This is a genomic window from Paenibacillus sp. 2KB_22 (assembly GCF_052115745.1).
Classification (GTDB): domain Bacteria; phylum Bacillota; class Bacilli; order Paenibacillales; family Paenibacillaceae; genus Paenibacillus.
The window spans coordinates 59,338-84,029 of the sequence record NZ_JBFRHG010000008.1; the positions used below are offsets into that span (position 1 = coordinate 59,338).

A 24,692-nucleotide genomic window follows, 5' to 3' on the forward strand; every position below is an offset into this window, starting at 1 on the left:
TTATCTCTTTAACCACTCCAACCACTTTTTATTTACTTGCTCTAACCCTTCGAAGCTTTCTACAAAGGCTTCTTCCAAAGTTGGCTTGCTACTGGTTAGGAAGGTATCGTACTTTTTGGCTCCGTACTGTTCATATAAAAATGTAGTAAACGTGTAGCCTGCGATATAAGGTGTACGAACAACTAAATTATCTTTGTATAAGGTAATGTGTTCTTGAGGATTCTTGAGAATGATTGGTTTCCAATGGGCTTTATTTTTCTCTAAATCTTTGGTGCCTTTCGCTGCAAGGTACTCTGCCTGTCCCTCTTTGATCCATTGTGTCTCCTGCCCCCCTGGATACCACCCTTTTTCACCACGAAGTCTCTCTGCAATCATTGATTGTGGGGTATGGATGAATTCATGTTTGAACAGGTGAGTAAAGTATTCCGGGTTATCGTATGTTCCACCATCTAGGGTGTATCCTTTCTTCTGATATGCGGATGGTGTGAGAACATGGATTTCTGATTTCAGAACTTCGGCAGTACCATACGTATAGTTGTAGGCTGAACCTTCACTAACTTGGTCAGTTGCCGTAGGATGTAGATAAATGTAGATCGGATAGAGATCGCTATTTAACATGGTCTTCACTTCTGGAAGCAAATTAGTGAATTCTCTAACCGCAACCTCGTATCCTTTCTCAAAGTCAGCTTCGACTTGCTTAATATCTTTTTCATATGTCTTCGTATATAGAAGTGTAAAATGCTTCGAACGGTATTCCAGCCAGCCCTCTGATTTGTTTTTAGCAGATTGGAGTTCGGCGACCTGTTTCTTGAGAGTTGATACCTGACCTTGAAGCATTTTAATATTGGCGGCATCCTCACTCTTTTTGTAGCTATTGAACATGAGTGTATTTGATTTTGAATCATACATATAGTTTGCTCGGATGACTCCTCCAATAGCTGGAGCGGCAATATATGTTGTACCATTTTGACTTAACGTTGCAGGAACCATTTTATTTCCTACCTGAACTTTTCCTTTTGTTCTGGTCATATCAAGAGTGAAACCATCTAATCCAATTTTGAGGATGCTGGTTGCTCCTGATACTACTGCGGCAGAACTGAACAGTGAGATACAGAGTATGCTTATAATGATTTTCATTTTGGTAAGCTTCAATATTGGTGCCTCCTTAGGTGCTTTATTGAGAGAAACTGTTAAGTTTATGTAGCCTAACGATTACCCTTTCTCGCCCCGATTGTGATTAGTCCAATAACAACGATAATGATACCAGTCCAAACATAATGATTCTTAGCGAAAGACAAGCCCCATTCGGCTATTCCGATTCCTAACATAATGCAGATACCGAAAACAACGATCAATCCGTAAAACCCTGCAAATGTTATGGATAGCACTCGATTGAGTATGATAAACAGTGTTATTCCTATGATGAGACCTACAATGATACTAAATGTGCTCAAAATTCATCTCTCCTACAGTAATTTAGATGTCAGTTTCTTCGTTGTTTGAGTTGGAAAAGTACCAACCTCTCTCATCTGATCCTATGACTATAAGCTTATCCCCCTTTGACTGCTGATATGGATTTCATAGGTTACTAGCACTATGCGTACTATATATCCATTATAAGAACTTATAAGTTATAAAAACAATAGTATCTTATAGTTTGATACTCTGTTTTCACTGATCAGGATTACCTACCCTTGAAATAAGGGTGGTGGTAGACGTGTCTGATTTTTTAACTTTTGTAGGAGCCAGAATTAAGCAGTTAAGAATGGAAAAGGGTTTCTCCCAAGCCCAACTTGCGGAATTAGCTGAACTCCAGGATTCCTATATCGGTGGAGTTGAGCGGGGAAAGCGTAATATATCGCTAAACTCTTTGGAGAAGATCATGTTAGCTCTTGAAGCCGATCCAGTAGAGGCGTTTAAGTTTGGTAAGCTTGATGAAATTCCTGATCGGAATGGTAAGTTGGAAAAGAAAGATGTGTTAGACCTGCACATATCTTTACTTCGAGATCGGAGTCTTCCAGAAGTGAATTTGGTTCAGCGGATGGTACGCGACATGTTTGAAACTTATGATGGGAAGCCAGGAGATAAAGCATAGTTGGTGGCGGGCGAGTAATGTATGTTACTTGACTCGTCTTTTTATTTGTCTTCATTTGGTGAGTGTGTGAGGATAATCTGGACTTTAGCATTTGGCTGGGTTTTATCAGTTCTAGCCAGGTTTAGATGGGCATCAATAGAGAGTGGTATTCTTCTTCTAGTATGAAAATCCAGACTTTCATACTTATTTGGAGGTTTCTTTACTGTGGATAACAGACTGATTGCTGTTTCAATATAAGGAAGAATACGAGCTGTTTTAATGAGTAGATCAATGATAAAGTATAGAAATCTCATGGGAAAGTTCTCCTTTTTATTTGTGAATGTATTGTTGAGTTGTTGCTAATATCTAATAAGAAACGAGGGCTAACTCTTTCCCTGAATATATTTGGGATTAATAGATAAAGAATCTTCAGCATGCTCACTGTAGAGCTTCATGTTGCGAGTAGAGTTGTTAGCTTGCTTAGTGAATTTTTCGGTAAGATGTGTGTCATCAAAAATGAAGAAGTCTCTTCCGGCTTGATTGCCAAAAAGGGCTATCATAGCGTAATTGTAGCTAGACGGGTTGCAGATACCTCCAGTACCTAGGGGGATAAGGTTGATAATGTCCTGAACGGTAAGTTTATTGGGGAGAACAGGCTGGATATCCAGTGCAAGTAACAGGCAAGCGAATAGGCGATCTGAATTTGCTCGGTTAGCAATCAAATTCAGGTTAAACTGTTTCGTATCGATTATATCCCAGTCAAACTCTGTTATAATCGGCTCCAGATTGTTAGTTTTGAGCGCGCTAACTTTCTCTAGAACATCTCGGTATCCGTAGGCAAACAAAAAGCGACCTAGCTTCACGGAAGCCTGATCGCCAAGTATAGATTGTGTCTTGGGGAGGATCTGACGGTAAAAGTCACTGTATTGCTCTATAGTTGCGGACACATCTTCAAGTACTACGCACTCATCCGGCATTTCAGCTTCTGTGAGCAGGTCGTTCATACCTTTGACTCGACGGGAATCTGTGAGTACGACCTGATTGGGGCATAGAAGATGAGTAAGAAAGGCGATTGTATTGAACGCATATTCGTCTTTTCCGAGTAAGTCTTTCCAGTATGAGATAACAGATGACGGTTCTGGTTTATACTGTTCCACGAAGTTCTTCCAATTGCTAATGACAGTTAGGTGGAGCTTTTTGTACGGGTATGGAATGTTTTGTTGTTGCCATTTGCTACAAGACCATGACAGAGCAGAACGTAGAGTATGGGCTTCAATGCTGGCAGGATCAGAGAACTGTTGTTTCCAGGCCTCTATTGGCTCAATGGGATACTTGGCAAAGGGAAAGCGGCTAAAGTGCTGTTCATGATGTGTTTTCACGAGCGAAGCCAGTGATTTTTTCTTGGCATCAGTCAGTTGCAAAGACATTTGAGGATGCTCCTTTTATTGGTAGATTAGGCTTAGTTGGCGTTGGCAAGGAGCCATTGCTCGGTCTCTGTTGAATGAATACCTTGTAACGTAAAAAACGTCATGCTGCACTCATTGTCTAGCATGACGTGGATTTTATACAAAGCGTATTCCTCATTAAAAGTGTATTGTTCGATGTATTCAGGGTAATACGTACCCGCCGAACAGGAGAAGGCAGTTCCATCGTGTTGAATGGGAGTAAGCTGATCGAAAGTTTCCAGGATGAAGTACCATTGACCGGGTGGAGGGAAGGCTTCTCCTTCATGTGCATTGCGAAGTTGTTGCATATAATCGCGGATGAAAGTAAGGCAGTCTGTAGGAAGTGCGTTGGTTTGGATTAAGGTGGCGAACTGCATATCAGATGTCAGGTCGATCATTTTTCTGATTCCTCCTGATGATTGTGACCTTGTGGGTTATTACTATAGCGTGGATGGCTGTTAGCTTCGGCTGCTGCAAGAGCTTCGGGTGAAACATAGAATGGTTCAGCCAGTTCCGCTACCCAGCCCAGCGCGAACTCAATGGGACTTCCTTCAATGGCTGGGGGGTTATCAGCCCATTCTTTTTCCAGAGTGAATTCGATGCTGTCCTCACCTATTGTTACAAACAGGTCTGTACCGTCATAATAAGGGTTTACTGTATCTCCTTCTTGAAATGTAAGAGCGACCCGCACTTGATGCACGGGCCGCTCTTTTTCGTAGACTTGCATTTCTTTTTCTGCAATTGCCAAGAAGTGAATGTCTCCTTCGGGGTTGAGGGTTGAATGGAGTAGTGATAATAGAAGATTGTGATGTTCGCTCATAGTATACCTCCATAAAATGTATTCGAAGATATGATATATGAACGAAAAATATTTTATTACTAATAATTAATGATTATTGTTGAAGTTTTCATATCTTATTCTATGTTAAACATCATCTTTGAATTGGAATATTAGATTTAATTGCGGAACGAATTAAAATCTGTATCTCTGAAAAAACAAGAAGGGGTAGCAAATTTAAATCAATAAGACTTGATCCATATCAATAGAAGCAAACATTAAAACAGTAGTGATGTATTAGATAGAACAGGAATATGGGAAATCCTGTCGAACTATTAGAGTATACAGCAAGTTGATGACTGCGTTTATGAAAGGGGGAAGCAACTTATGGAGGTCATTTCTACACCGCCATATGCACCAGTTCTTATGGAGGCAACCCGAGCAATTGGTTATTCAGTAGAAACTGCGGTATCTGACATTATTGATAATAGCATTACTGCAAATGCCACACAAATAGACATTATGTTCTTCCCTGTTGAAGATCCTTATATTGCAATACTTGATAATGGTAAAGGAATGAATAAAGAGGAATTAAAGAATGCCATGAGGTATGGCAGCAAAAATCCACTGGATGATCGGTCAACAGGTGACTTGGGGAGATTTGGACTAGGATTGAAAACTGCATCCATGTCTCAATGCAGAAGGCTAACTGTTATCAGTAAAAAGGAAAGTCAGATTACCGGGGCACAGTGGGATTTAGATTTTATTCAATCAACAAATGACTGGTCACTGAAAGTCTTTGGATTAGAGGACATAACAGATATTCCGCATGTTGAAGCGTTGAAAGAGAATGAGTCAGGGACCTTGGTAGTCTGGCAAGTATTAGACCGACTAAGCGTGGCAGAGATCAACTTCGATAAATCAATGGGGAAATACATGGATCAGGTTCGGGGGCACTTATCCCTTGTATTTCATCGGTATCTTGCCGGGAGAGAGCCCGGAATCAAAAAGGTTGAAATCTGGATTAATAAGGTAAAGATTGAACCGATAGATCCTTTTTTAGCAGATAGAAGTACACAAGTTATGGATGACGAGAGTATTTTAATTGAAGGACATAAAGTTATGGTGAGGCCATATAACTTGCCTCATATTTCTCAACTCTCAGAAATGGAGTTGAACATGCTTGGAGGAAAAGATGGTCTTAGAAGATTGCAAGGGTTTTATGTGTATCGCAATAAAAGGTTGCTTGTTTGGGGTACGTGGTTTCGTTTGATGCGTCAAGGAGATCTAACAAAGCTTTCCCGTGTCCGTGTTGACATTCCTAACTCTCTTGATTACTTGTGGACGCTGGATATTAAAAAATCAGTTGCGGTACCTCCAGAGATTGTGCGTAAAAATTTGGCCAGAATTATTGGGAAAATATCTGAAAGCAGTGCAAGGACTTGGACCTATAGAGGAAAAAAGGAAACCGACGACTCTCAAATTCATATATGGTATAGAGTGAAAACTCGAGAAGGAGGAGTTATTTATAATATTAATCGAGATTACCCTCTAATTGAAGTCCTGAATTCAAGCACTAGTTTAGAAAGCCGATTGTTGGAAAAGCTGCTGATTCAAATTGAGAAAGGCCTACCTTTAAACCAACTGTACATTGATCTGACTAATGATCAACGGATTTTAAATGAGAATGAAATATCCAAAGCTGATTTATCGGTGCTTTTGGAACAGATTCTATCTGTATGTAGAAGTAAGCAAGAACGGGAAGAAATACTTGATAGGCTGGCTGGTACAGAGCCTTTTAATCAATACCCTCAATTATTAATAGAATTGGTTCAGGAGGTTGAATAAAATGTTAAGTCAATCCGCCCAAATGCTAGAGAAATTTATATCGGTTGCAATTAATACTAAATACCCTGATGTTCCTCCAACTGAGGAAGAATTTATTACAGAGGCAACGGCATTGAGGGAAGCTTTTCCTGTAGCGAATGAAGAGTTTAATCAGATTGTACGAAATTTAAAATCAGCCTTGGTCATAACAATGGATGTAGGAGTTTACATCTCAAATAAAAGTAGTGATCATCAATCATGGCTTCCCGGTCGAAGGGCAGAAATAGACTTTTACTACTGGAAACGTTTTAGACGTTACTTAGAAGAGGTGAAGGGATGGAACACCAGAGTAACAGCCAACCTTGAGATAGTATCTAACGATATTGTGGATTTGTTTGGCGATCCTCAAAATGATAAGCCCTGGCAGAGAAGGGGATTGGTACTGGGAGACGTTCAATCGGGGAAAACCGTTAACTATACTGCTATTTGCAATAAGGCTGCAGATGCCGGATATAAAGTGATTATTGTTTTAGCCGGTATGATGGAAAATCTTCGTATGCAAACTCAGAAACGGCTAGATAAAGAGTTTGCAGGCAGATTGAGTAAAGACCTATTGCGTTTAAAGGGGAAACAAGAAGTAAGAAATGTTTTTGATGGTGTAGGAAAAATTGATTCATCCAAAAGAATATCTGCCTTTACATCAGTGCTTTATGATTTCAATACCAGCATTCTGAACAGCAATGATCTAACCTTGAGAAATATAAGCGAGCCTGCCTTATTTGTTGTGAAGAAAAATAAGTCAGTGCTTAAAAACCTGGAAAGTTGGCTGCTTAACAACAATGCAGACAATTCTGGGAAAATAGACTTGCCTCTGCTTCTTATCGATGATGAAGCTGATAATGCATCGGTAAACACAAAAAAAGAAGAGGAAGATCCCACAGCGATTAATGCGGCAATACGTTCGATATTAAATCGCTTTTATCAAGCTACATATGTAGGTGTGACGGCTACGCCGTTTGCCAACATTTTTATAAATCCCGAAACCGATGATGAAATGATAGGGGATCAGTTGTTTCCAAAAGATTTTATTTACTTGCTATCTCCTCCAACAAATTACATTGGTGCCAATGCTATGTTCGGAGATAGAGCGAGTTATGAAGAGAATATAGAAGAAATAGATAATAGGGAAATCGATATGTTCTTTCCGTTTAAGCATAAAAAGGATCTTGTTGTTGACGAATTGCCCCCAAGCTTATACGAAGCAATGGGCTACTTTTTGTTGGTGAATGCGATAAGAGATGTTCGTGGCGATAGTAGAGATCATCGTTCCATGCTTATAAATGTAAGTCGGTTTACTGATGTCCAAGTGAGAATACGTGAGAACATAATAGTTTGGTTGGAGCAAGTCAAATCTGATGTGCATAATTATGGCGCCCTTGATGAGGCACAGACTATGAAGATAAAGTCATTGCGGATGATGAAGCAAATCTGGGACAAGCATCATTTGGAAGAGAAATCTGGGGTTTCATGGGAAGAGCTTCTCGTCGTGTATTTGTATAAAGCAATTGCCCCAGTAGAGGTTCGGGCGGTCAATCAAAAAACAGGGGCAGCCAGTTTAAATTATGATACCTATGAGGAGAACGGATTGCGAGTGATTGCAATTGGAGGCAACAGTCTGTCACGCGGTCTGACACTTGAAGGATTGTGTACTAGTTATTTTTACCGCAATTCTCAAATGTACGATACTCTTTTGCAAATGGCACGATGGTTTGGTTATCGTCCTAATTATAGCGATTTGTTCAAAGTGTGGATGTCGCCCGATGTAATTGATTGGTATGGACATATTACTTCAGCTTCCAACGAGTTGAAAGATGAAATCAGCAGAATGAACAAGTATAATCTTACACCAAGAGACTTTGGCCTCAAAGTAAGGCAGGATCCTAACTCACTTATTGTTACAGCTAGAAATAAGATGAGGACTGCGACGCAGGTAAGCAGACCAATTTCAGTAACCGGGAAATTGTTAGAGACACCACGATTAAAATCCAAGCCAGATGTTCTTGTAGCGAACGAGCGTGCTTTTAAGTTGTTTGTGGCAAGTTTGGACACAGCAGGCTCAAGACGTGACGTAGAGCAATCTGGGATCATGTGGAGCGGCATTCACAAAGACCTTATTGTAGAATTGTTATACAGCTTTGAGACTCATCCTTGGCATATGTCATTTCAAGGTAAGGCTCTAGCTGAGTATGTTGAAAAGAGTTCAGGACTTACTGAATGGGATGTGTTCATTCCTTTCGGCTCTGATTCAGATGATTTCGAACTTGAAGGTGCTAATGGAATCATTAAAATCAAAAGAGAAAAACGCTATGTTGAGGAAGTAAATGGAATGATTAAGGTTATGGGGACTAAAGTTAGAGTAGGATCTGGAGGTTGTACAAAGGCAGGGCTTAATAAAGGTGAGATCAAGGAAGCTGAGGAGAGATTTAGAAAACTTAACCCAGGTAAAACAAATAATATTCCTGATAGTGCATATCTTATAGGGGATCGGAAACCTATATTAATGCTACATGTATTGAAAAGTACTGGGAAGAAGGATGCTCCAATCAATCCTAAGATCCCTGACACATTGTATGCCATTGGGGTTGGGTTTCCCGGGAACGGTTATATTAAAACAGCAAATTACGTTGTGAATATGGTGGATTTAAGCAACTGGATGGACGTCGATGATGAGGATGATAACGATGTTGACTAATGAACAACTTCTTGATAAATGGAATAGCATTGTTCAATACACTAAGTCATATGTAAGGATAGATGGCAGTCATACCCTGGATTGGCACATCGGCTATGAAGACATTAATCAGAAATCTCTTTTAATAATTTGTAGCTATGAGCCAGAAGTTTTGCCATCATCCAAATCAATTATATCTTCAGTTGGACGCCGCGGCGATGGGAAATGGACAATGACATTTCGTTTAGTTCGTCAAGAAAATGAAGAAGTGTTCATTCGATTATGTTGCGATTTGATTGAATCGTCAAGGAACCAATGCGACTCAGTGCTAGGAATTGAATTTGTTGCAAAACGGTATATGCAATGGTCAAAATTAATGGAGCAGCAGAGCAAAGGGTTATTGAGTGATTCAGAAAGAAAAGGGCTTTTGGGGGAATTAATTCACTTGCAAAAATGCATTTTGAATGGAATTCCTATGCATGAAGCAGTTGAGAGCTGGATGGGGCCTGAAGGAGCAGATCAGGATTTCGTTTTTTCAACTACCTGGCATGAAGTCAAGGCAACTGGAATTGGGTCAAAAACTATATCTATTTCTTCACTGGAACAATTAAAAGTATTGAGCCCTGGAGAGCTTATAATATATTTTATTGATAAAACTGCTCCTAACTCTTCTAATTCTTTTACTTTATTGAGCAAAGCGGATGATATACGAGGAATCTTAAAAGGCAATCCAGTAACTTTCGATTTATTCAACGACAAGTTATTGAAAAATGGATTCATAGATTCATTAGAATATAAAGAATTCTGGTATAGACTTGGCGGAAATCAGAGCTACAGAGTAGATGGCAGTTTTCCTAAACTAATTAACAGCAATGTTCCACATCAAATTGTATCAGCAAGCTATAATATTAGTATACCAGCTATTGAGAATTGGAGAATTCATTGATTAAACTTGGAGGTGCCATATGGATCTGCAGGATTTTAGAAAAGAGTTTCTCGAGGATGTCCGTTCAACTGCTGCAGCCTATGGCGGGGGTTCAAGTGCTGCTTTTGTAGGGATTGTTTCAAACTATCTTGTAAATGCTGAAGTACTTCCGGATTTTGAAGCTTCATTCTATCTTGGCTCAGGAATGCGGAACCGAAAGTTGAGAATTGACGGATACGCAATGGACGAGTTTGATAATACTATGAACCTTATTGTGGCAGACTATCTCGGAGATGATGCTGAGAGGACGCTCATTCGGTCTGAAGCAGAGCAAATATTTCAGTGGCCTCTTCGGTTCGTTGAAGAAACTTTCAAAAATAAATTGCATGACAAAATAGAGATAAGCAGTTCAGCAGCAGATTTAGTTGATACATTGAGAACTAATAAGGAACGAATTCGGAAATATCGTGTTCTGCTGTTTACTGATGGATTGATGAGTGGTCGAATTGAAAGCTTCCCGGTCAAAGATTTCGAGGGAGTAGGCGTAGAATTTCAGATCTGGGATGTTGAGCGTCTTTATAAGATGTTTTTGGCGGAGGCTGGCCGAGAAAGCGTTGAAATTAATTTTACGCAGTACTCAGCTAACGGGATCCCTTGTCTTGATGCGGGCAATTTTGGAGATAATTCCTATCGTTCTTTTTTGTGTGTAATTCCCGGTACAGTGGTAGCCGATATGTATGATCATTTTGGCTCGCAATTACTTGAGGGAAATGTGCGGTCATTTTTAAGCACAAAAGTAGCAGTAAACAAAAAGATACGAGAGACAATTCTTACTTCCCCCAAAATGTTTTTTGCGTTCAATAATGGAATTGCAGCTACTGCAGTGGATGTAGTAGTAGAAGAAAAACCCGAGGGGAAATTTATTACTTACGTTAGAGATTTTCAGATTATTAATGGAGGGCAAACAACAGCCTCGCTATCAAGCGCACGATATAAAGATAAGGCTAATCTTGATGGAATTAGTGTACAAATGAAACTGACCGAACTCAATGCTGAGCCTGATGAAACGCATAATCTAATGCAGAAAATTTCAAAGTCGTCAAATAGCCAAAATAAAGTTAGCGATGCAGACTTCTTTTCAACGCATCCCTTCCATGTACGCATGGAACAAATCTCACGCAGAATGTTTGCTCCAGCAATGGGGGGGGATCAACACGATACTCGGTGGTTTTATGAACGGGCTAGAGGACAACATCTCCAAACTCAAATGCGTATGACTAAGTCTGAACGCAACCGGTTCCTTACGCAAAACCCTAAGCACCAACTTATTACTAAGACGGATCTGGCAAAAGCTCGCAATACTTGGCGAGGGTTGCCTCATGTTGTCAGCAAAGGGGCTCAGTCTAATTTTAGAGAGTTCGCAGAATGGATTGATGATGAATGGCAGCTATCAGAGGATTCTTTCAATGAAAAGTTTTTTCAAGAGTCGATTGCTCTCTACGTTCTATTCAAACACGTTGAGAAGCTGGTTACTCATCAGTCATGGTACGAGCATGGTTATCGTGCCAACATTGTAACTTACTCAATTGCTTTGCTGGTACATTTGCTTAAAACTCAATACTCGGCCTACGTCTTGGATTTACAGATTATTTGGAATAAACAAGATGTGCCAAGTGTTCTTACAAGCCAATTAAATAAGCTAGCCAAAGCAGTTCTAGACTCCATAACTGATTCCTCACGAGCTGTTGCTAATGTGACACAGTGGTGTAAAAGAGAAGCTTGTTGGAATAAGGTGAAAAGTTTGAACATTGTTCTTGATGCAGAACTAGAATCGGTGCTCATTGCTTCAGGAGATGAAAAGACAGAAGTTCGCAGGGCCCGCAAAGATCAGAAAATTGTTAGCGGTATTGAGGCACAGACAAGGGTGGTAAATTACGGAGCAGACTATTGGAAAAAAATGCACTTGTTTATTCTTGAAAAGCAAATACCTTATCACACAGAGGCAGATGCTTTAAAAATAGCTTGCAATATGCCCGTGAAGCTGCCAAACTCAATACATAGCCAGAAGTTGCTTTCTTTGCTTGAAAGGGTTATTGTTGAGGGTTGGAAGGACGCTTGAAAAGAGGTGGAACAACGTGTATAGACTATTAGATTTATTTGCAGGTGCGGGCGGCATGAGTTTGGGTTTTACGCAGACAGAAAGATTTGATATTGCTGTTGCGGTTGAGAAAAATAACCATGCAAAAGCAACATATGAACGCAATCATGACAATACAGAAGTATTAAGTGATATCTTGGATATAACTGACTACGATTCTTTCAAGCGTTCATATGGAGAATTTGATGTAATTGTTGGAGGTCCTCCTTGCCAAGGGTTTTCAAATGCAAATCGTCAACGAAATCATATTATTAGCCAAAATAATAGTCTGGTTAAGAAGTATGTTGAAGTGATTCTCAACCTGAAACCGAAAGCTTTTGTGATGGAGAATGTTCGGATGCTTAAGTCAGATACTCACCGTTTTTATTGTACACATAATGATGGGATTGAATTTGAACAACTGGGAATAGTAACCCGCAACGAAACGATTTGTCTTTTAGATACCGAGTGTCCTGTGGGTGATATCTATGAGTATTTGTTTGATCCAGCTATTTTAAATGAACTCATTCTGCCTGACAAGGTATTTTATGCATTAAGAATGCTGCATAAAAACTCTAGGAAGGAAGAAACAAGAGAGAAGGCTCTCAGCAAAGGAAAACTATGTATAAAGCATATTTCAGTACTGCCTCGAAGAATCCCAGCTATTTCGAGACATTATGTTAATTTTGAGCAAGCTTCGCTTAATGCATTTATTCGATATGCTGGAGAGGAAATTTCATTTGAAGAAGCGGAGAATGAAATGCTGGCATATCTTAATGTTCAACGTCTGATGATGCATGTAAAAGAACTATTGGATAATAATATTGCTGTACAAAACTTAAAGGTAGATCAAAGAGGCGTGTACGTAGATGCTAATTCATACTCGGTTATTGATTATATTGGAAAAAGGCTGGGACAGCTGTATCAAATAGATGATGGTGTGCTTAATGCTGCATGGTTTGGGGTGCCGCAGCTTCGTGAAAGATATATTGCTATTGGGTTGAGAAAAGATTTACATCTCCAACCGGAATTACCTGTAAAAGTGTATAAAGAAGCAGAATATTTTACTGTATTTGATGCGATTCAGGATTTGGAGCAAATATATCCAGTTTTTAATACAGAGGATGATCCCATCCCACTAGATAATGACTTTCAAACAACGGAGCTTACGCGGCAACTACGCAATTCAGCCATACTAAGCAATCACGTGGCCACGGAAACAAGAGAGACTGCCAAAAAACGTTTTGAAGCTTTGGGTCAAGGGCAGAACTTCCATGATCTAGATCGCAGTTTAATCGAGAATACGTATACTCGACCAGAAAGAACACAGAATTCAATCTATTTAAGACTTGAATATGGCAAGCCTTCTGGAACAGTTACAAATGTACGCAAATCAATGTGGATTCACCCAACAATTCCAAGGGCAATAAGTATACGAGAAGCAGCCAGACTGCAATCCTTTCCCGATGACTATGTATTTGTAGGGACCAAAGATTCGCAATACCAGCAAGTTGGCAATGCAGTACCGCCATTCATGGGAAGGGCTATTGCTGCTAAACTTGCAGAAATGCTGGATTTGTGTAGTAGACTATCCAACATGCAGGGAGGACTTGCTGATGGTGGACACACTGATAACAGAAGAACGCAGCAAGATGATTTCCAAAATAAAGTCGAAGAACACTGCTCCTGAAATGATTGTCAGGAGGTATCTGCACAACAAAGGTTTCCGCTATAGACTGCATGATAAGAAACTGCCGGGAAAGCTCGATCTTATTTCGCTAAAGTATAAGGCAGTTATCTTTATACATGGATGTTTCTGGCATGGCCATGAAGGTTGCAAGTATTACCGTATACCTAAATCAAATACAGATTAATGGATTAAAAAAATAGAAGTCAACATATTAAGAGATCAAGATAAACAACAGTTACTTCGGGATATGGGCTGGAGAGTTATTGTGATTTGGGAATGCGAATTGAAGCAGGATTCGGAGTATAGGTGTCTTGAGTTGATTGAGCAAATTATCTCTTAGTCACGTATGGAAACTTTTACGGTCCATTCTATTGGGGGGATTGAGTTGGAATTTGTAGATTTTTTGGGTGACAATAGATTGCGTCATAAAATCGTTTATGATAAGAATAACTCAGACTGTATTTATTGTGGAGAAATTGCTGATTCGAGAGAGCATGTACCTTCCAAAGTATTTTTAACTAGACCATTTCCTGATAACCTTGGCATTGTTCCTGCTTGTAGCAAGTGCAACAAGTCATTCTCGAGTGATGAAATCTTTTTATCTATTTTAATTGAGAAGCTTAAGAGCAGATACTTTTATCCAAACTACGAATATTCTTCGGAAGTTGAAAGCAGAATAAATTACAATAAAAAGATAGTGAGTGATATTGAAAACATATTACAGAACAACGATGTTAGTTATTTTGATGACAGAATTCAAAGAATGCTGTTTAAATTGGCAGTAGGTCATTCTGTCTTTGAAATTTCTGAGGGTTATTGTATTGAGGAAGGAACAATAAACTATTCTTTTGCAAGTGATATGTCATTTGAGGAAATAGAAGAATTCACTCTTCCCTTCAATATTTCAGAAGAACCTTTGCCTGAAATGGGGAGCAGAGTATATGAGAGAATATTAATTGTAGAATACACGTTACAGAGTATGGAAAACGCTAGAGATTTCCTTGTAGCTCCTTTAATTTTGTTGGATTGGGTTGACGTGCAGGATTGTAAGTATTCTTATACTTGCTATAGATTTGGTGATGAAATAATAGTTAAAATGGTAGTAAATGAATTCTTGTATGCTACAGTGGTATTTGACTTGGATCAGGAGGGGATTTATTGAGCCCCTCCTGATTCATTTTAGTTTACCATATAACCGATAAGGATGACCTTAGCTTAATCTTCATCCTAAGCAATCTCGCCGAACAATCGTATTAAGATTGTGGTTTTGAACAGCCAGGGTTCGTTTATCGGAACCTTTGTCCATGCAAAAACACCATTGTTAATGTTGGGCAAGGTTTCAGTCGGCTTGTGGTTAAAACATTTTTTAGAGGTACCGCCAATTGTGTCTAGGTGACGCTTTTGGCGGTACTTTTCTTGTACTCCAGTAGCTTTGCCTGTTATTGAAGATGGTGGGCACATTTCTTATGGCTTTAGATTGATTACTGAGATGACAAGAAAATGGATGGGCAGTCGATTTGAGTTGCTGGTTTAGAAAGTCCGGTAGTCATTTTGGGAGAACAGTGTTTCTAATTATATGATATAATAACTTAGTTAAAATAACTTTATAATATGAAGGGGTGTAGATTGTTGAGTAAGCTGAATATAGAGCAACTTTTAACAAAGCCCATACGAGTAAATTGGACTGATTTAGCTGATCCACAAGCTTTAGCATATGAGGTTCACCTAAATGGACAGTTTTATAAGAGATTGAACTCTGATGAAACTTCTTGTGTTGTTAGTGAATTAGTTGTTGGATCTCAGAATAACATTTCAGTTTACGCCCACTACTCCAATGGTGAAATACGTTTATTGCCAGGAGCTGGAGAATCTGTTGAGGCTTTTCAGACACCTGATGGGTTACCGGTAGATATTTGTGTTTTTACGGTAATTCCTATGTTTGAGCACAAAAAACGCCCACATATGCCGACTTTCAAGCCGTATATTTTGCTAATTCGTCGGAAGGAAGAAACATACGAGGGAAGGTGGGCATTACCGGGAGGATTTTCTAAGGTAGATGAAACTTTAGATGCAGCGGCAGAAAGGGAGTTAAAAGAGGAGACCGGTATTGTCAAGGACTTTAAACTCGATCAGCTAAAGACATTCTACTACGAAGGTAGAGACCCAAGGGGATGGATACCATCTGTTGCATATTTTGCATTAGTAAGACCAGAAGTTTTTGTAACTGTTCAAAACGGGACTGATGTGTTTAGGGAGGTAGTATTTAAGGATCTAGAAGCGAGTACAGATGCTATGGAAGCAAAACTTTTTACCTTAGATGAAGCACTTGAATTAGGATTAGCATTTGACCATGAGGATATACTCCGTTGCGCTATTAAACGAATGCATACTGAATTATTAACAAAGACAATAGCAAGGCATTTTTTAGATGAAACAGGATTTACTCTCCGAGAGTTACATCGACTATTGAGGGATACTGTGCCTGAATTTCAGGTTGACGAAACAAACTTCTCCAAAAAACTTCTTTCAACTAAGGGAAGACAGGGTCTTTTAGAGGTTCTTAATAAGAAGGAACAAAGGTATGCCGGACCCAAAACGCAACTCTATCAATTTAGAGACGAGGAACTCGAACTCAGTCTATCCATTTACAACTCATTTTAAATTGGATTATACAAAACACAATTAACTAAGTTATATTGACTTAGTTAATTGTGTTTTGTATAATTGGGTAAAGGGGTGATTCAAATGGCGAATTTATATATTATTGGTAATGGATTTGATTTAGCTCATGGTATGCAAACATCTTATGAAGACTTCCATCAATATCTTAAGGAGGAGTATCCTGATGCTTTATTCGATGGATGTGTACCCGAAGCTCAAATGATGCCCGATGGTGATATGAGTTATGGTGATATTGATGTAGTAGGTTTCTTGATAGAGGTCGTTACCAATGCCGAGCCGGAAGGTGAAAAATGGTCCGATCTCGAAACATCACTTGGTTATTTAGATTTAAATGAATACCTCGATAACTATGACGACGATGATGATAACGAGTGGCACACAGTTTACAGAAATGAAGACCTATCAAACAATCTCGTTGGAGCAGTATTGGAGATTACCGATTATTTTGCTGAATGGATTAATACAATTGATATTGATGAAGTATCTCCCAAGGGTGATTTTGAAAAGCTGATTGATAATAGTAAAGATCTTTTCCTAACTTTCAATTACACTGCTACTTTAGAGGCGCTATACGAAGCGAAGAATGTTTGTCACATTCACGGGAAGCAAGGGGGCAAATTATTGTTCGGGCATGGAAACGATACTGATTATACAGAAGAATATATGGGTCGCCATGTTGGTTCTGAGAATGCACTACAGGATATGCTAGAAAAATTAAGAAAGAACACAACCGAAGCTATTAAAGGGAACCAGGATTTCTTTAATAGTATTGGAACAATATCTGTTGATAGAGTATATTCTTTCGGATTTTCTTTCTCGGAGGTTGATAAAATATACATAACGGAGATTTGTCGCAGGTTATCGAATGCAAACGTTACTTGGTATCTAAATGACTTTGATGATATTGCACTACGTAAGCAATACGAAAGTATTATTAAATCTTGTGGGTTTAATGGTGTGTTTGATACTTATCATGTTTCCTAGAGGTTAACACATCAATGGAAGATGTTTATTAATCCATCTTCTCAAAAACCCTCAGCATCACGCGGCGGCGAATTATGGATTTACAGAGCCATGGCTCTGTAAATCCAACCCTTGTTCATTTAAACCAGGACCAGTATTGTTGGACATGGTTTCATCATGCTTCCAATCAGATTGGGTGAAAATAGCATTGGAGTGAGAGTAGCATATTCGTATCTTAGAGCTAAAACTAGACCAAAGGAGAATTGGAAGAATGAAAGCTATCATTCTGGGAGCTGGCGCATCAAAAGCTTATGATGGTTCCCCAACAAAGATTAGAATGCCCGTTGCAATTGATTTTTTTAAAACTTACAACAAGTTAGAAATAAGTCAAAATCCATGGGTTTTGGTAGGAGAGATTATTAATTACTTGAACCAACACCACAAGATGAAACCAGAAGATTTTGTGAATTATAGTACAGACATTGAAGTTTTACATTCTGAGATTGAGGAAAAGTTACTTCATGCTTTTAATGATTCACAAGACTTTGTCAGTCTTAGGGAATCCTTTAAGTCTTATAATCAATTGGTGTTTCTATTTACTTCTGTTATTAATGAAATACAAAATGGGCCTGTGTCTGAACCACACATAAATTTAGCTAAGCTTTTGAAAAAGGATGATGTTATTGTTACTTTCAATTGGGATACGCTTATGGATCGAGCATTAGCAGAAACTACGGAATGGACTCCGGATGCTGGGTATTTTGTAACGCCTAAAATGATCTATAGAAATGCATGGGAACCTGCTTCAATCCCACAAAAAACTGACTATCCTAAGCTTATTAAGCTACACGGTTCTACCAACTGGCTAAGTAGTGCAACTACAATTGAAAATGAGAAGATAACAATGACTCAGTCAGCTGGCCCTGAAACTTTTTATATTTTTGAATCTACTATTGATCCTTACGATACACATAATGGTAGATATATGAGTAATTACGAACCGTACTCCTATGGATATTACCCACCGAATATACCGGACCCAGGAAAGCCAGCTCCAGAAGATCAAGTGTTCGTTAGATTAACCCCAAGATTTCCTCATATGCCTGAAGGCACTGCTGGGAAGTCTGGACTTACTTCAATGCCTTTAATTATCCCACCTGTTAAGCATAAAACCTACGACATGTATGGCGACTTGTTTAAGGAGTTATGGAGAGAAGCAGAACTTTGCTTGACTGAAGCGAGTGAGATTATTATTATTGGATATTCCTTTCCAGTGACGGATATTCAAAGCAACCATTTGTTTAAAAATGCTTTTATGAAAAGGAAAACTGTACCTCGAATTACGATTGTTGATCCCAATCCGCACAGAATAAAGGAAAAATTCTCATTCGAATTTGGTATACCTGATGATCACTTAGTAATTCATCAAGATTATTATTCTAAGGACTTTCCTATGGATAAATTATTTTAGCAGCACTACACCATTCCAAGTCTCAAGCAACCTCACCAAACAACCGTAGTATCACAAAATAGAAAATTGTGGATTTATTAATCGGAAAAATGAGCCCTTGTCCTTATAAAGCCATAACTATATGGACAGGGCCCACTTTGAGGATTTGAATTCTTGTTTGGAGGAATCATTGGTCAATTAAAGCAATGGCTCACATTGATCGCATTTTGATAATTCTGCAGTAACCATGAGGTGAGTTGATCAATATAGGTTCTAAAGGAGTATACAAAAGTATCATAATTTATAAATAGGAGTGATAAAAATGGGGAGCAGTTGGGAAATTGATAGTACAGAACTTATTTCAAGTTCAAAATGTGCATGTGGACAAGGGATGATAGAAAGATATAAAGTTGAGTTATCGCATAAAAAAGTAATACGTTCAAAGACTGAATATGAAACTGAGATTTATTGTCCAAATTCGGAGTGTCCATCAAAGTGAAATATGCTAAACCTAAGATAATTCCCAGAACATTCTGAGCATCACGTAGCGGCGAATTGTGGTTTTGAACAGCCACGGTTCGGAAAATCGAACCCTTGTCCATACAAAACCACAACGGTTAATCCAGGACAGGGGTTCAATATAGTTTTGTGTCCATTATAATACTATCGATGTGAAATCAACCTCATTTCAAATACTTTGGAATGATGAAAAGGGGCATTTTTCAGTGACAGTTATAGCCATGTATCGTTTTGATGACTCTGCTATTTTCGTATCTGATTTTAGAACCACTCTTAGAGATGGGACACAGTATGATGTTATGTTGAAGTTTATAGATTACGATAAGAGATTAGGGCTTTTCCTTTCAGGCGATGTGGGATTTTGGAAGTCTGTCCTTCCAAAGATCGAAAAGAGATTGAGTGAGATCACTCTAAGAAATATAGATGATCCCGACGGGCCGTTTAGGGAGGAGTTGAAATTTGGTGCATATACTGGTCTGGGGAGAAGCAGAGCTCGTGCACTAGGATTCATTATAGAGGGTAAGGATAATCGCATGTTTCAAGTGGATTTGATCCCCGGTGGAGCGGCTTTATGGGGAGATATCCCTCCTAACAGCGGAGTTGTTATAGGTTCAGGAGGACATTTATATCGTATTCAAGCTCGAATCGAAAATGCTGTTCGTCACACTGTCAAGGACATCGGGATGGATTACTACAGCATTGCTGACAGTGTGAGGAGGGAGATTACGGATAGCATGCGAGATGCAGGCACGGGGTCATATGGAAAACTTGGGATATCCCCCTATATGTGCTTATCTAGTCTTGTTGGTGGGCACTTTATGATTCGGGGAGAGGAAGTTAAGGGGACTCATTATGATACAGACGGACCTCCGAGGAAATTTCGCTATCAGTTTATACGGAATACAGATGATACCCTTGTCCTTCGGGACCTATCTGAAGGTGTGGAACACAAAGTTTATAATTTTAACACTTCCGATAATGTTGAAAATTACGAAATTTTTGACCCTGAAGGTAAGACTTTGCCGGCTTTCGATATAACAGAGACCCTATCGGAAAGGGATCACGTCTTTCTCTTTCACCAGTGGGTTACATACCATGAAGAAGATGACATTTATAATGTATACCGAAGTGTAAAGAAAATTGAGTTTGTTGAAGTACCGGGGAGAGGTAGAATTCAAAAGAGTTCTACTCCAATTATTTTTCATCGGGATTTTGATCCTTCAATTGGTGAGAGATATTTAGATTGTAGGGATGTATACATTGAGTTGAATCCGGGTAAGGAACAAGGATTCGAAAAAGAAATAGATGAATCTCTTCTGTTCAATGATTCCTGGTTAGCGGATCATATTGTTAATTACTACTCAACATTTTTAGGGTAAATGCGATTCAGCAATCATATTTATGCCAAAATAGCCGATTATCCTATGCAACCGCCCCAAACAATCTCAACATCACACTCCGGCGAATTGTGGTTTTGCACAGCCACGGTTCGCCTCCATTAGAGTCAAGATACCATCAACCAGTAATCTGGTTGGTGGTTTTTTAGTTTATGATATAATAAGTATAAATTTAGATTGGGGGACTCAAGATGTTTGAAAATCGAGAACGGCTCCAAGAAATTTTAAAAAAAGCCAATCAACATGCACGGAAACAAGCTAAAGAATCAGGTGCCTCTATTTACTATATAAAGAATAACAAACGCGTTCGTGAGGATGCTGAGGGTAATAAATTCGAAATTATTTTTGATGCTTATGGGAAACGGCAGGAGTTTGAGTATCATGAGTGAAACCAAACCAGTCATGACTGTGTTTGCTGGAACCAATGGAGCAGGGAAAAGTACACTCAGCATGCAAATGAGAGAGTGGCTTGGTGAACTGGTTGATCCTGATCAGATTGCAAGAGAGTTAAAGCCAGAGAATCCTCGTAGTGCTGATCTGTCTGCTGGCAGGGAAGCTGTAAAAAGAATCCGATCACTCATTAAAAGTGGTGTAAACTTCGCTATTGAAACGACATTGTCCGGATCATTTGTTTTAAAACATATGGAAATAGCAAAAGAAAACAATTATGAAATTGTCGTATACTATATCGGTCTTGAGGATGTTCAAATGCATATAGATCGTGTTGCCTCTCGTGTTGAACAAGGTGGACATTGGATTGCAGAAGAAGACATTCGTTATCGATATGGTGAGTCATTGAAGAACCTTAAACCGGCTCTAGCCATCGCAGATCAGGTTATCATCATTGATAATACATACGAGCCTTTAATTGTTGCAGAAATCATGCAGAGTGATTTGATCTATTGTGTTGAGTCCATACCTGCGTGGGCTAATCCTGTTCTTACGGGTTACTGATACTTGGGCGACTTCAAAACTGTGATTACACTGGTAGAAGCTTATGTGTCGTTATCTTCGGGTCAAAGGTTCGATACCCCCTCAACTCCATTAAAGTTAGCAAAATCTACCAACCATTGTTCTGGTTGGTGGATTTTTATTTTATGATATAATATCCTAAATTATATAAATGGAGGAAATTGGGGTATATGTAGGTCGGAAGTAACTCCCGGAAAGTATATCAGATACATTTAGGCTCTGAAACGTATATAGGTATCTATAGCCTGCTTTAGCTAGACCAAATTATGATAATAGAAAATACATACGGATCATCCATTGTTATGGGGATTTTAATAGCTTTTGGATCCCACTTGTGTGGAGACTATGCTGACTTGGTACGCGAATTTAGATCTAAGAGAGTAGAGTGGATACATCCAAACGGAGACTACTCCCCGCAGACCTTTGGAAGAGGTCCGACTCTCAGGGTATTTTATATGAAAAACTAATTTATAATTTTTAACATTAAATATCATATTTTTTGATGCTAACAGAGTAAAGGAGTAGTTATTTTGGATCCGTACTTATATTTGTTTTTTCATGTTCTATCACATGCTCTTCTTGGGGCGGTAATTGCATACTGCTTTTTGCCAAGGGATACATGGAAAAATCTTATGATATGTCTATGTTCGGGTGCGCTGTGTGGGATAATTCCTGATATTTTTGGAGACAGAAGTGTAGCTCCGTTGTCCCATTCTATTTTGTTTGCGCCCATCTTAGCTTTAGGAATAGCATATTTGACAAAACTGTTCTATAAAAAGACAAGTTTCAAATTAATCTGGGGATCTTCTATTTTGTCTGTCTTGTTTGGACACTTATTTTTAGACTATATGGGACACGATTTACCAGCATTCTATCCCCTTAGCGATAAATCATATATTATGGAAGCCATTACATTGGGAGATCCATGGATATGGTTTCCGTTAATTATTGGTCTTGGATTGAGTGTTTTTTTGAGGAACAAGCCTAAATTACCTGTAATTACTTCGATACTATTCATATTGGTATATTTAGTTTTTCGAATAATATCAAAAGAAATAATCGAGCACAAAGTTCAAGTTCAACATCCAGTTCCTGAAAAGTCATATATTATAGTGGAGCCCGATAGTCATTATGAATTCCCTTTAGATCCCAGAAAATGGTTGGAGTTCAGATTTCGAGTCATCAGTCCTCATTTCTCTAAAGGTGGTGATGCGGGTATACTGGGAGAGAAGTCAGACAAACTATTCTGGTACGATTTTTATCCAGTAGCCTTTGAGATTAATTTATCAAGAGGGAAATACGTTTTAATAAATTCACAGGATTCTAAAGTTGTCCTATCTGTTACTAAGGAATGGAAAGAAGCGGGTTCTAACTTTATTGAAGGAAAGTATAATGGAAACCTTCTTACCTACAAAGAAACCACCAATGGTCAGTGGGAAGAAGTTATACCGCAATAGTTTACTACGGCTTCTGTCCACCACCAACCAGCGTTCTGGTTGGTGGTTTTTTGGTTTATGATATAATCTTTGTAAAATAAGCCGATGCTAGCCCGATATACTCTGTATCTCCCAAAGGAGGCAAAAAAGCATGAGCCAAACGCAGCAAGAGATTCGCGATTTTGTTGCAGGGATACAAGCATATGTCTCGCCCGTAAATGTGATTAATCCTTGGAGAGATTATGTGACGGGCTATGATATCGGCCCCGAAGCGGTGAAGATTCGTTCGGAACATTTGGTCAGGTATTTGGAACCAAGAATGTGCAGGGCTCGGTACATATTTATTGCGGAAGCTGTGGGATATCATGGGGCGAGGTTTTCCGGCGTACCCTTGACGTCTGAGCGAATGGTTACCGGGAATCACTCGCTGGTGGATCACCAGATGATTTTTCCAGGCAAGCCGGGTGTCCGAACAAGCCTGCCCAATATTGCCAAACCTAATCGGAGTCAGGCACTGTATGGATTCGCAGAACCGACAGCATCCATCATATGGGGCGAAGTGTTATCCAGTGCAAGGTGGAAGCCAACGGACTTTATATTTTGGAACATCTATCCCTTTCATCCCTATCAATCTTCCGAGAACAGGATGACGAATCGAACGCCGACTTTGGCAGAGTTGGAGAATGGTGTGTTATTTGCCAGACAGCTAATGCAACTGAATCCTGATGCTCAGATCGTGGCTATTGGCAGAAAGTCAGCAGACACGTTAAGCTCCCATCTCATTAAACATCACCATGTTCCCCATCCTGCAAATGGAAGGGCAGTACAATTTCAAAAAGCTGTAAGGTCAATAATCTAGCCCATTTGGAACTGGAGAAATAAAGGCTGACACATGCATTCTTATCTTCAAGTGCTCGCACATAACGTAATACCTATTCTATAAAGATTGGTTGGTGAAGCTAAATGAGTGAAAAATACTGGCTTGTGGTGCAATATCCGCTGAAGAGCGCGCAGGGCAGCAAACGAGATCATTGGTTAAAGGAAAAGGCGATGGAATATCTCGAAACCGTTCTGACCCAGGAGGAGTTGGGAGAGGTGGATGGATGTGATCTGGGTAGCCGTGTGGCTGATCCGAAGGCATATGTAATGAATATTTTCTGTGTGGTAACGGACGTGGATCGGAGCATAGCTCTGATTAAAAAAGTGCTGAGAGAGAGTCGGTTGGATTACACCCGCATCCAAATCGCTACGATGCCATATGGCATAGAAGGAAGCTACACGCTGAAATATGCCTCCAAAAAAGGCGTTACCGAATTCTCGCTTTGATCACAATTCGCTATTTCTCACAATAACGAACGGTACTGTTCCTGCCCGGGGGCGGTTTGCCTCCGACAATTTCCCCACTTAATTTCATTATACGAGAAAATGATGATTGGACTTCCCAACCTAAACCACTCGATCAACGCACGGTCAGCAGTAAGAATTATGCTCTTACATATCGTAATCTTGCTCAAAACAATGCGCATATCGGTAGATATTTATCTGCGTCTCTTGATATTAAGATCTTCCGCGTCCCCCGCAGCACTCTCCATCCAGCACAACTTACAACTTACTATCTGTATCCTCCAAATTTTTTATAAAACAGTGCTCCTTGTGGTTCCAATTC

General features: G+C 39.3%; 23 protein-coding genes. 17 read left to right on the top strand and 6 right to left on the bottom strand.

Features of this window, described 5'->3' with window-relative positions; all coding sequences use genetic code 11:
- Window positions 1-1,152, bottom strand: a complete 1,152-nt coding sequence (locus AB4111_RS27760; RefSeq protein ID WP_442034281.1) for a hypothetical protein — start codon at window positions 1,150-1,152, stop codon at window positions 1-3.
- Window positions 1,153-1,205: 53 nt separating this feature from the next.
- Entirely contained in the window at window positions 1,206-1,454 is a 249-nt protein-coding gene (locus AB4111_RS27765; RefSeq protein WP_442034283.1) for a hypothetical protein, read from the bottom strand.
- Between the two features lie 263 nt (window positions 1,455-1,717).
- On the opposite strand from AB4111_RS27765, the gene AB4111_RS27770 reads away from it, so the two are divergent.
- Complete coding sequence (locus AB4111_RS27770) at window positions 1,718-2,095, top strand: helix-turn-helix domain-containing protein (protein WP_442034285.1); 378 nt, start codon at window positions 1,718-1,720, stop codon at window positions 2,093-2,095.
- 41 nt (window positions 2,096-2,136) lie between these two features.
- On the opposite strand, the gene AB4111_RS27775 is transcribed toward AB4111_RS27770, so the two are convergent.
- The 4 genes from AB4111_RS27775 to AB4111_RS27790 all read right to left on the bottom strand — a co-directional run bounded on the left by AB4111_RS27775 (window position 2,137) and on the right by AB4111_RS27790 (window position 4,339).
- Window positions 2,137-2,388 carry a hypothetical protein gene (locus tag AB4111_RS27775; RefSeq protein WP_442034287.1) on the bottom strand — a complete coding sequence of 84 codons (252 nt, stop codon included), beginning with the start codon at window positions 2,386-2,388 and terminating at the stop codon, window positions 2,137-2,139.
- A 69-nt stretch (window positions 2,389-2,457) separates the two neighbouring features.
- Window positions 2,458-3,501: a hypothetical protein gene (locus tag AB4111_RS27780; RefSeq protein ID WP_442034289.1), complete on the bottom strand. Its 1,044-nt coding sequence runs from the start codon at window positions 3,499-3,501 to the stop codon at window positions 2,458-2,460.
- 32 nt (window positions 3,502-3,533) lie between these two features.
- Window positions 3,534-3,917 (bottom strand): hypothetical protein, encoded by a 384-nt coding sequence (locus tag AB4111_RS27785; protein ID WP_442034291.1) that lies wholly within the window; start codon window positions 3,915-3,917, stop codon window positions 3,534-3,536.
- The gene (locus AB4111_RS27790; protein ID WP_442034293.1) at window positions 3,914-4,339 is read right to left on the bottom strand and encodes a hypothetical protein; all 426 of its coding nucleotides are present in this window, start codon (window positions 4,337-4,339) and stop codon (window positions 3,914-3,916) included. The genes AB4111_RS27785 and AB4111_RS27790 overlap by 4 nt, the downstream gene beginning before the upstream one ends.
- Before the next feature lie 345 nt (window positions 4,340-4,684).
- Here AB4111_RS27790 and AB4111_RS27795 point away from each other — a divergent pair, with 345 nt between their 5' ends.
- The 16 genes from AB4111_RS27795 to AB4111_RS27870 all read left to right on the top strand — a co-directional run bounded on the left by AB4111_RS27795 (window position 4,685) and on the right by AB4111_RS27870 (window position 24,352).
- Window positions 4,685-6,145: an ATP-binding protein gene (locus AB4111_RS27795; protein WP_442034295.1), complete on the top strand. Its 1,461-nt coding sequence runs from the start codon at window positions 4,685-4,687 to the stop codon at window positions 6,143-6,145.
- A 1-nt stretch (window position 6,146) separates the two neighbouring features.
- Window positions 6,147-8,876, top strand: a complete 2,730-nt coding sequence (locus tag AB4111_RS27800) for a Z1 domain-containing protein (RefSeq protein ID WP_442034297.1) — start codon at window positions 6,147-6,149, stop codon at window positions 8,874-8,876.
- Window positions 8,866-9,801, top strand: coding sequence for a PD-(D/E)XK motif protein (locus tag AB4111_RS27805; protein ID WP_442034299.1), 936 nt, complete (start codon window positions 8,866-8,868; stop codon window positions 9,799-9,801). Before AB4111_RS27800 ends, AB4111_RS27805 begins: the two co-directional genes overlap by 11 nt.
- A 19-nt stretch (window positions 9,802-9,820) precedes the next feature.
- Window positions 9,821-11,899 (top strand): AIPR family protein, encoded by a 2,079-nt coding sequence (locus AB4111_RS27810; protein WP_442034301.1) that lies wholly within the window; start codon window positions 9,821-9,823, stop codon window positions 11,897-11,899.
- Window positions 11,900-11,915: 16 nt separating this feature from the next.
- A complete protein-coding gene (locus tag AB4111_RS27815; protein ID WP_442034303.1) occupies window positions 11,916-13,607 on the top strand; it encodes a DNA cytosine methyltransferase in 1,692 nt (563 codons plus the stop codon).
- Window positions 13,570-13,791, top strand: a complete 222-nt coding sequence (locus tag AB4111_RS27820; RefSeq protein ID WP_442034462.1) for a very short patch repair endonuclease — start codon at window positions 13,570-13,572, stop codon at window positions 13,789-13,791. Before AB4111_RS27815 ends, AB4111_RS27820 begins: the two co-directional genes overlap by 38 nt.
- 201 nt (window positions 13,792-13,992) lie before the next feature.
- A complete protein-coding gene (locus tag AB4111_RS27825; RefSeq protein ID WP_442034305.1) occupies window positions 13,993-14,769 on the top strand; it encodes a hypothetical protein in 777 nt (258 codons plus the stop codon).
- A gap of 467 nt (window positions 14,770-15,236) precedes the next feature.
- On the top strand, window positions 15,237-16,268 hold the full coding sequence (locus tag AB4111_RS27830; protein ID WP_442034307.1) for an NUDIX hydrolase: 1,032 nt from the start codon (window positions 15,237-15,239) through the stop codon (window positions 16,266-16,268).
- Window positions 16,269-16,352: 84 nt separating this feature from the next.
- Entirely contained in the window at window positions 16,353-17,273 is a 921-nt protein-coding gene (locus AB4111_RS27835; RefSeq protein ID WP_442034309.1) for a bacteriophage abortive infection AbiH family protein, read from the top strand.
- A 250-nt stretch (window positions 17,274-17,523) separates the two neighbouring features.
- Entirely contained in the window at window positions 17,524-18,723 is a 1,200-nt protein-coding gene (locus tag AB4111_RS27840; RefSeq protein WP_090780241.1) for a hypothetical protein, read from the top strand.
- 704 nt (window positions 18,724-19,427) lie between these two features.
- Window positions 19,428-20,600: a hypothetical protein gene (locus tag AB4111_RS27845; RefSeq protein WP_442034311.1), complete on the top strand. Its 1,173-nt coding sequence runs from the start codon at window positions 19,428-19,430 to the stop codon at window positions 20,598-20,600.
- Window positions 20,601-20,809: 209 nt separating this feature from the next.
- Window positions 20,810-21,007, top strand: a complete 198-nt coding sequence (locus tag AB4111_RS27850; protein WP_442034313.1) for a hypothetical protein — start codon at window positions 20,810-20,812, stop codon at window positions 21,005-21,007.
- Window positions 21,000-21,572 (top strand): zeta toxin family protein, encoded by a 573-nt coding sequence (locus tag AB4111_RS27855; protein ID WP_442034315.1) that lies wholly within the window; start codon window positions 21,000-21,002, stop codon window positions 21,570-21,572. Before AB4111_RS27850 ends, AB4111_RS27855 begins: the two co-directional genes overlap by 8 nt.
- Before the next feature lie 548 nt (window positions 21,573-22,120).
- Entirely contained in the window at window positions 22,121-23,047 is a 927-nt protein-coding gene (locus AB4111_RS27860) for a metal-dependent hydrolase (protein ID WP_442034317.1), read from the top strand.
- A 130-nt stretch (window positions 23,048-23,177) separates the two neighbouring features.
- Entirely contained in the window at window positions 23,178-23,885 is a 708-nt protein-coding gene (locus AB4111_RS27865) for a uracil-DNA glycosylase (protein ID WP_442034319.1), read from the top strand.
- A gap of 104 nt (window positions 23,886-23,989) precedes the next feature.
- Window positions 23,990-24,352, top strand: coding sequence for a hypothetical protein (locus AB4111_RS27870; protein WP_442034321.1), 363 nt, complete (start codon window positions 23,990-23,992; stop codon window positions 24,350-24,352).
- Window positions 24,353-24,692: the final 340 nt, after the last annotated feature.